Genomic DNA, 5,334 nt, shown 5'->3' on the forward strand with positions numbered 1-5,334 from the left:
CAACCACAGCGCAGCCCACTCCGGCCGGCCGCTGCCTACGGCGCCACTAATCCGTGAGCCTCCAGCAGCTCGATGGTCGAAAGCAGGGTCTGAGTGGGCCCGTCGGCCACGATCCGCCCGCCATCGATCACCACCGAACGCTCGAACAGCTCCTGCACCATCCACAGGTCATGGGTGGAGACCAGCATGGTCTGCGGCAGCCGTCTCAGCAGGTTGATCAGTTCACGTCGCGCCCGCGGATCGAGCCCAGCGCTGGGTTCGTCGAGCACCAGGATCTCTGGCTCCATCGCCAGTACAGTGGCGATCGCCACCCGCTTCTTCTCCCCGCTGCTCAGGTGGTGGGGGACGCGCCCGCTGGCCGCGTGCATCCCCACGGCCGCCAGCGCCGCCTGCACTCGCTGCTCGACCTCGCCCCGGGTAAGGCCCATGTACATCGGACCGAAGGCCACGTCCTCGAACACCGTCGGCGAGAACAGCTGATCGTCCGGATCCTGGAACACCAACCCCACCGCCCGGCGGATGTAGGCCAGGTGATCATCGTCTACCGGCTGCCCACACACCTGGACCGCACCGGACCCAGCTCGCAGAATGCCGTTCAGGTGCAGCATCAAGGTCGATTTGCCCGCCCCATTCGGGCCCACCAGCCCGACTTTTTCCCCGGGGGCGATGCTGAGATCGACGCCGCGAAGGGCCTGGCGGCCATCCGGAAACGAGAACCTCAGGTCTTGGACTTCAATCGTGTGATGCACGGCCTCATCTCCGGTAGGTCGCCGCCAGCAGGCCCGCAAGCACCAGGATTGCCAGGGCGGTGGCCGCCCAGTCGCTCGGGCGCAGCTGGTGGCGCGTCAGGCTGGGCATCTGGCCATCGTAGCCGCGGGCCAGCATTGCGGCGTACACCCGCTCGCTGCGCTCCAGGGCCCGCAGGAATAGGCTGCCGACCATGTTCCCCGCCACGCGTGCCTGCCACAGCACAGGCGGCCGGCCCTCGCCGGCCGGGCGGGAGGCGCGCGCGGCGCGCGCTTGGAGCATGCGGGCGGCTTCATCGCTGAGGACGAAAAGGTAGCGGACCATGAAGCCGATCGTCGACACCACCGTCCGCGGCAGGCGCAGCGCCCCCAGCGCCCACAGCAAGTCCGGGAACGGGGTCACCGCGGTCAGCAGGATTGCTGCCTGAATCGCAATCCATGACCGCAGCAGCACGCTGAGAAACCGCTCGATTCCCTGCGCACTGACCGTCCATCCCAAGAGCGGAACGCTGTACACGATCTCTCCCGGCACCGTGAACAGCAGCGGCACAGCCACCAGCACGAAGGGAAGCGCAACATACGATCGGCGAAGGGCGAAGGCCAGACCCAGGCGGCTGGCTGCCGACGCTGCCAGCACCAGCGCCAGCAAGCCCACGAAGCCAGGCCAGGCGCCCACTGGGACCAGGCTGCAGGCCAGGATGAAGAGCACGGCCATCACCACCTTCACCCGGGGGTCGAGGCGGTGGATGGCGGACGGGCGTGGTCGGTACTGGTCGGTCAGATCGAAGTGCATGCCCTACCTGGATGCTGCTTCGCGGCGCGTCGCCAGCCGGCCGATCACGACCGCGCCGCCGAACACGAGCAGGGTGCCAATGGCCACCGCGACGATGGTCGTCAAGGCGGGGTTCGAGATGAAGGGGATGGTGTAGTCCGGCAGCAGCTCATAGGGCGACGAAAGCGCCCGGCCGAGGAAGCCCTGCCGCTCGGCCACGAACTCCAGGCCGTCCGGACTGGAGGAGGCCAGCGGCGAGAACAGGGCGACGAGCAGCGCGATCCCCAGCCCAACCAGGACGAGGGAGGCGCTTCGCTGACCCGGGGCGACCTCCCCTCCCTTCACCGCATCCGGCCGGGTCGCCAGCAGCAGTCCGACGGCGGCGGCCGTGATCAACCCCTCGCCGACGCCGATGAAGGCATGTACGCCGGCCATGGCCGAGATTGCCAGCACCAGAGGCGACGTGCCTGCGGCCGCCAGCTCGACCGCTGTGGCGATAGATGCCAGCATGACCGAGATCCATCCGGCGGCGAATGCCGCCGCCAGCCTGGCGACGCGCGAGGCACCGGCAAACCGGCGCACCAGGCTGTAGGTGAAGTAGCCAGTGAAGGCAGCGATGATGCCCATGTTCATGATGTTCCAGCCCATCACCAGCAGGCCGCCATCTTGGAACAACAGTCCCTGGACGACGACGACGGCAGTCATAATGAGCGTGGCGGCCCATGGCCCCATCACGATCGCCGCCAGGGCGGCGCCGATCAGGTGGCCGGAGGTGCCGGCCGCCACCGGGAAGTTGATCGCCTGGGCAGCAAAGATAAAGGCCGCCAGGATGCCCATCATCGGGATCTGACGCTCACCCAGCTGACGGTTGGTTTGGCGGATGGCGATCACAATCATGACGATGGCCAAGGCCCATCCGATCCCGGCGATCAGGGGGGTCAGAAAGCCGTCCGGGATATGGAGGGCAGCGGGAGAAAACCACATGGCGGTATGCCTCCATAGGCGCTCCGGGCGCCGATGCTCTACTGGCCGGAGGGTGGCCGGGCACAGCCCCGGCACAGCCCGCTGAAAGCTTGGTGCTCGAGATCCGTCCGGAACCCCGTCCTGCGGCGGATGTCCTGCGCCAGGCGCGAGAGCCCGGTGACGGGGAACTCGAAGGTCTGGCCGCACTGGCGGCATACCAGATGGGCATGAGGATGCTGGGGGTCGCGCAGGGAGAAACGCAGCGAACCCTTGGTGTCGTCCATCAGATCGACCAGTCCGGCGCGATTCAGGCTGTCGAGGGTGCGGTAGACCGTCGCCAGGTTCAGGCCAGGCAGTCGACGGCGGGCCGCCAAGTGCACCTGCTGGGCCGACTGATGGTCCTTCCCGTGAGCGACGACCTCCAGGATGACCTGGCGCTGGGGCGTGATACGGAATCCCGCCTGGCGCAAGGCCCCGGCCATTTGTTCACGGCACGCCATCGCAACTCCTTGTACCTGCAAGTGTTTGCAACAAGGATACCCCCCCCGGTTCGGTTGTCAAGCCTATGTACGGGTTCAGGACATATGAGCCGCACTGCAATCGCCTTCTGCCGTGCCGGGAGGCGAGCTCACCCATGGGCAATAGGACAGACTTGTTTCCGGCCTCACTCCCTTGCCCCTCGCGAATCAGCCCTGCGTGCCTCTCCGCGGTGCGGAGGGGCTCCTCCCCAAGCGGGCTATGCGGAGAGCCCTTTCAGGATGCTCACCTGCGGTGCGCCGCAGGCCGTCTCGCCCCGGCGGGGTGCGGGTGTCGCGAGGGACGGGGGTGGGGGTTCGACGGATTGGAGGAGGGCCGCCTGCAGAAAGGGAAGCGCGGCGCTCAGTTTCTCATCACAACCTGAACACCAGGGACCCCGCGACGGGCGGCCGGAGACCCCGCCATGCTTCCCCCGGGAAACGCAACGACAGGCGGGATCAGGGCGGCGCCCATGTCCCACCTGTCGAGGGTGCTGCTGCCCGCAGGCACGGGCGCAGGGTTTGAGGTGCTGCGCTTGGGAGGGTTTTTCTGCCCTGCCTCCCCGGTCAACCCGGTTCCCGTCGAGGCGGGGATCACGCCGGGTCGCGGTTCCGTCCGCCGGTTCTACTCGGCGAATTCTTCCATTTCCAGCAGCTCACCATGCCACTGGTGGTACCACACCTCGCCGCTGTAGGCGTTGACACTCAGCATCCCCACCACGTCCGTCCCTTCCAACACGTGCAGGGTGAAGTAGCCCGGGAAGCTCTCCACGTCATCGGATGCGGTCCGGCCTTCGAAGTTCTGGTCCAGGTAGTCCTGCGCCGCCTGCCGCGCCTGCTCGGGCGTGACAGTCACATCGCCTTCCGGGACCTGCCAGCCTTCGGCGTTCGAGCCCATCATGCCCCGGCCCATCCAGCCGCCCATCCCGGAAGCGTGCATCCCGTACTCGGTGTTCCACATCATCGAGGGACCGAATTCGGGGAAGGCCTTCCCACTGGTCGGGTCGACGAGCAACTCGATGGCGCCCTTGCCCGTCGCCGGGTCGCGCACCTCGACGTAGGCGTGGTTGTCGAACACCATCACTTCGGCGACTTGCAGATCCGTGAGATCCTGTTCGGCCAAGTAGGCCTTGGCCGCAGCGACGGCCTGGTCGATGGTCAGCGGCTCGGCCGAGGGATTGCTGCTCCAGCCGAATCCGCCCATCATCCCGCCGGGTCCCATCATCCCGTCCGGGCCAAAGCTTTCGTCCAGGCCGCAGCCGAACATCCCGAACGGCATGCGGAAGTTGTGCCGGTCCTGACCGCAGCCGCCCTGCCGGCGTGGCTGCCCCGGGCAGGAGTTCCCCAGCGGGCATTCACCCTCCGATTCGCCCCAGCGGTCCATCGGCCGGCGGTCATCGTCGCCCCGTAGTTGGGGCAAGTTCTGGACGAATGGCCGCTCGAAGGTTGTGCCCATCATGCCTGCCACGCCTATCGGGAAGGACGCCCGCCCGAACCAGAAGCCGGCGCTCATCAGGACCACCGACAGGATGCACAGCGCGACCACACCTCCGATTACACCCAGTACGATCTTCGTCGTTTTCGACATCCTTCTCCTCCATGGGACTTACCTGTCCCTCGAAGGCCACTGTAGCGGGCGGGTGTGCAGAAGCCGTGAACTCTTCCTTAGAGCCGGATGAGTGGCGCAGCCGGACCTCCCGGACACCCCCCCGGGCAGTATAATGCGCGCAGCCTGATGATCCGGCCCGCCCGCAGCCAGCGGTGGCGGAGGGGACGACGATCGGGTCTTCCGTCCGCCTCAGCCGGTGGGAGATTAATGGAGAAGGACAGCCCTTCCGTCCAGCAATTGACCTGCGCCCGCATCCCGACCGATGAGGGCCTGTTCCAGTTGTGCGTGTACGCCAACAACCAGGACAACAAAGAGCACCTGGCGATCATGCACGGCGACGTGTATGACAAAGAGGAAGTCCTGGTCCGGGTGCATTCCGAATGCTTCACCGGCGATGTGCTCGGCTCGCGGCGCTGCGATTGCGGTGACCAAATGCACGCCGCCATGCGCATGATCGCCGATGAGGGAGGGGGCCTGATCCTGTATCTGCGCCAGGAAGGCCGGGGCATCGGCTTGAACGACAAGCTTCGCGCCTACAATCTTCAGGATGAAGGCTACGACACGGTGGACGCTAACCTGGCGCTTGGGCATCAGGCCGACGAACGCGACTATACGCTGGCTGTGCTAATGTTGCAGGACCTGGGCGTTCGCTCGGTGCGCCTGCTCACCAACAACCCGGCCAAGATCGAGAGCCTGCGGGCGGCGGGGGTGAACGTGGTGTCGCGCGTG

At 66.7% G+C, this 5,334-nt stretch carries 5 protein-coding genes and 1 pseudogene; 1 reads left to right on the top strand and 5 read right to left on the bottom strand.

Annotation, left to right across the window (positions count from 1 at the left end; translation table 11 throughout):
• Positions 1 to 35 precede the first annotated feature (35 nt).
• The 5 genes from MUO23_08770 to MUO23_08790 all read right to left on the bottom strand — a co-directional run bounded on the left by MUO23_08770 (position 36) and on the right by MUO23_08790 (position 4,584).
• Positions 36 to 749: an energy-coupling factor ABC transporter ATP-binding protein gene (locus MUO23_08770; GenBank protein MCJ7513047.1), complete on the bottom strand. Its 714-nt coding sequence runs from the start codon at positions 747 to 749 to the stop codon at positions 36 to 38.
• A 4-nt stretch (positions 750 to 753) separates the two neighbouring features.
• Positions 754 to 1,539, bottom strand: a complete 786-nt coding sequence (gene cbiQ / locus MUO23_08775) for a cobalt ECF transporter T component CbiQ (GenBank protein MCJ7513048.1) — start codon at positions 1,537 to 1,539, stop codon at positions 754 to 756.
• Between the two features lie 3 nt (positions 1,540 to 1,542).
• Positions 1,543 to 2,502, bottom strand: coding sequence for an energy-coupling factor ABC transporter permease (locus MUO23_08780; GenBank protein ID MCJ7513049.1), 960 nt, complete (start codon positions 2,500 to 2,502; stop codon positions 1,543 to 1,545).
• A gap of 38 nt (positions 2,503 to 2,540) precedes the next feature.
• The gene (locus MUO23_08785) at positions 2,541 to 2,981 is read right to left on the bottom strand and encodes a transcriptional repressor (GenBank protein ID MCJ7513050.1); all 441 of its coding nucleotides are present in this window, start codon (positions 2,979 to 2,981) and stop codon (positions 2,541 to 2,543) included.
• Between the two features lie 640 nt (positions 2,982 to 3,621).
• A complete protein-coding gene (locus tag MUO23_08790; protein MCJ7513051.1) occupies positions 3,622 to 4,584 on the bottom strand; it encodes a hypothetical protein in 963 nt (320 codons plus the stop codon).
• A 273-nt stretch (positions 4,585 to 4,857) separates the two neighbouring features.
• Here MUO23_08790 and ribA point away from each other — a divergent pair.
• Positions 4,858 to 5,334: pseudogene (gene ribA, locus MUO23_08795) on the top strand (GTP cyclohydrolase II).

It is taken from the genome of Anaerolineales bacterium (assembly GCA_022866145.1).
Lineage (GTDB): Bacteria > Chloroflexota > Anaerolineae > Anaerolineales > E44-bin32 > PFL42.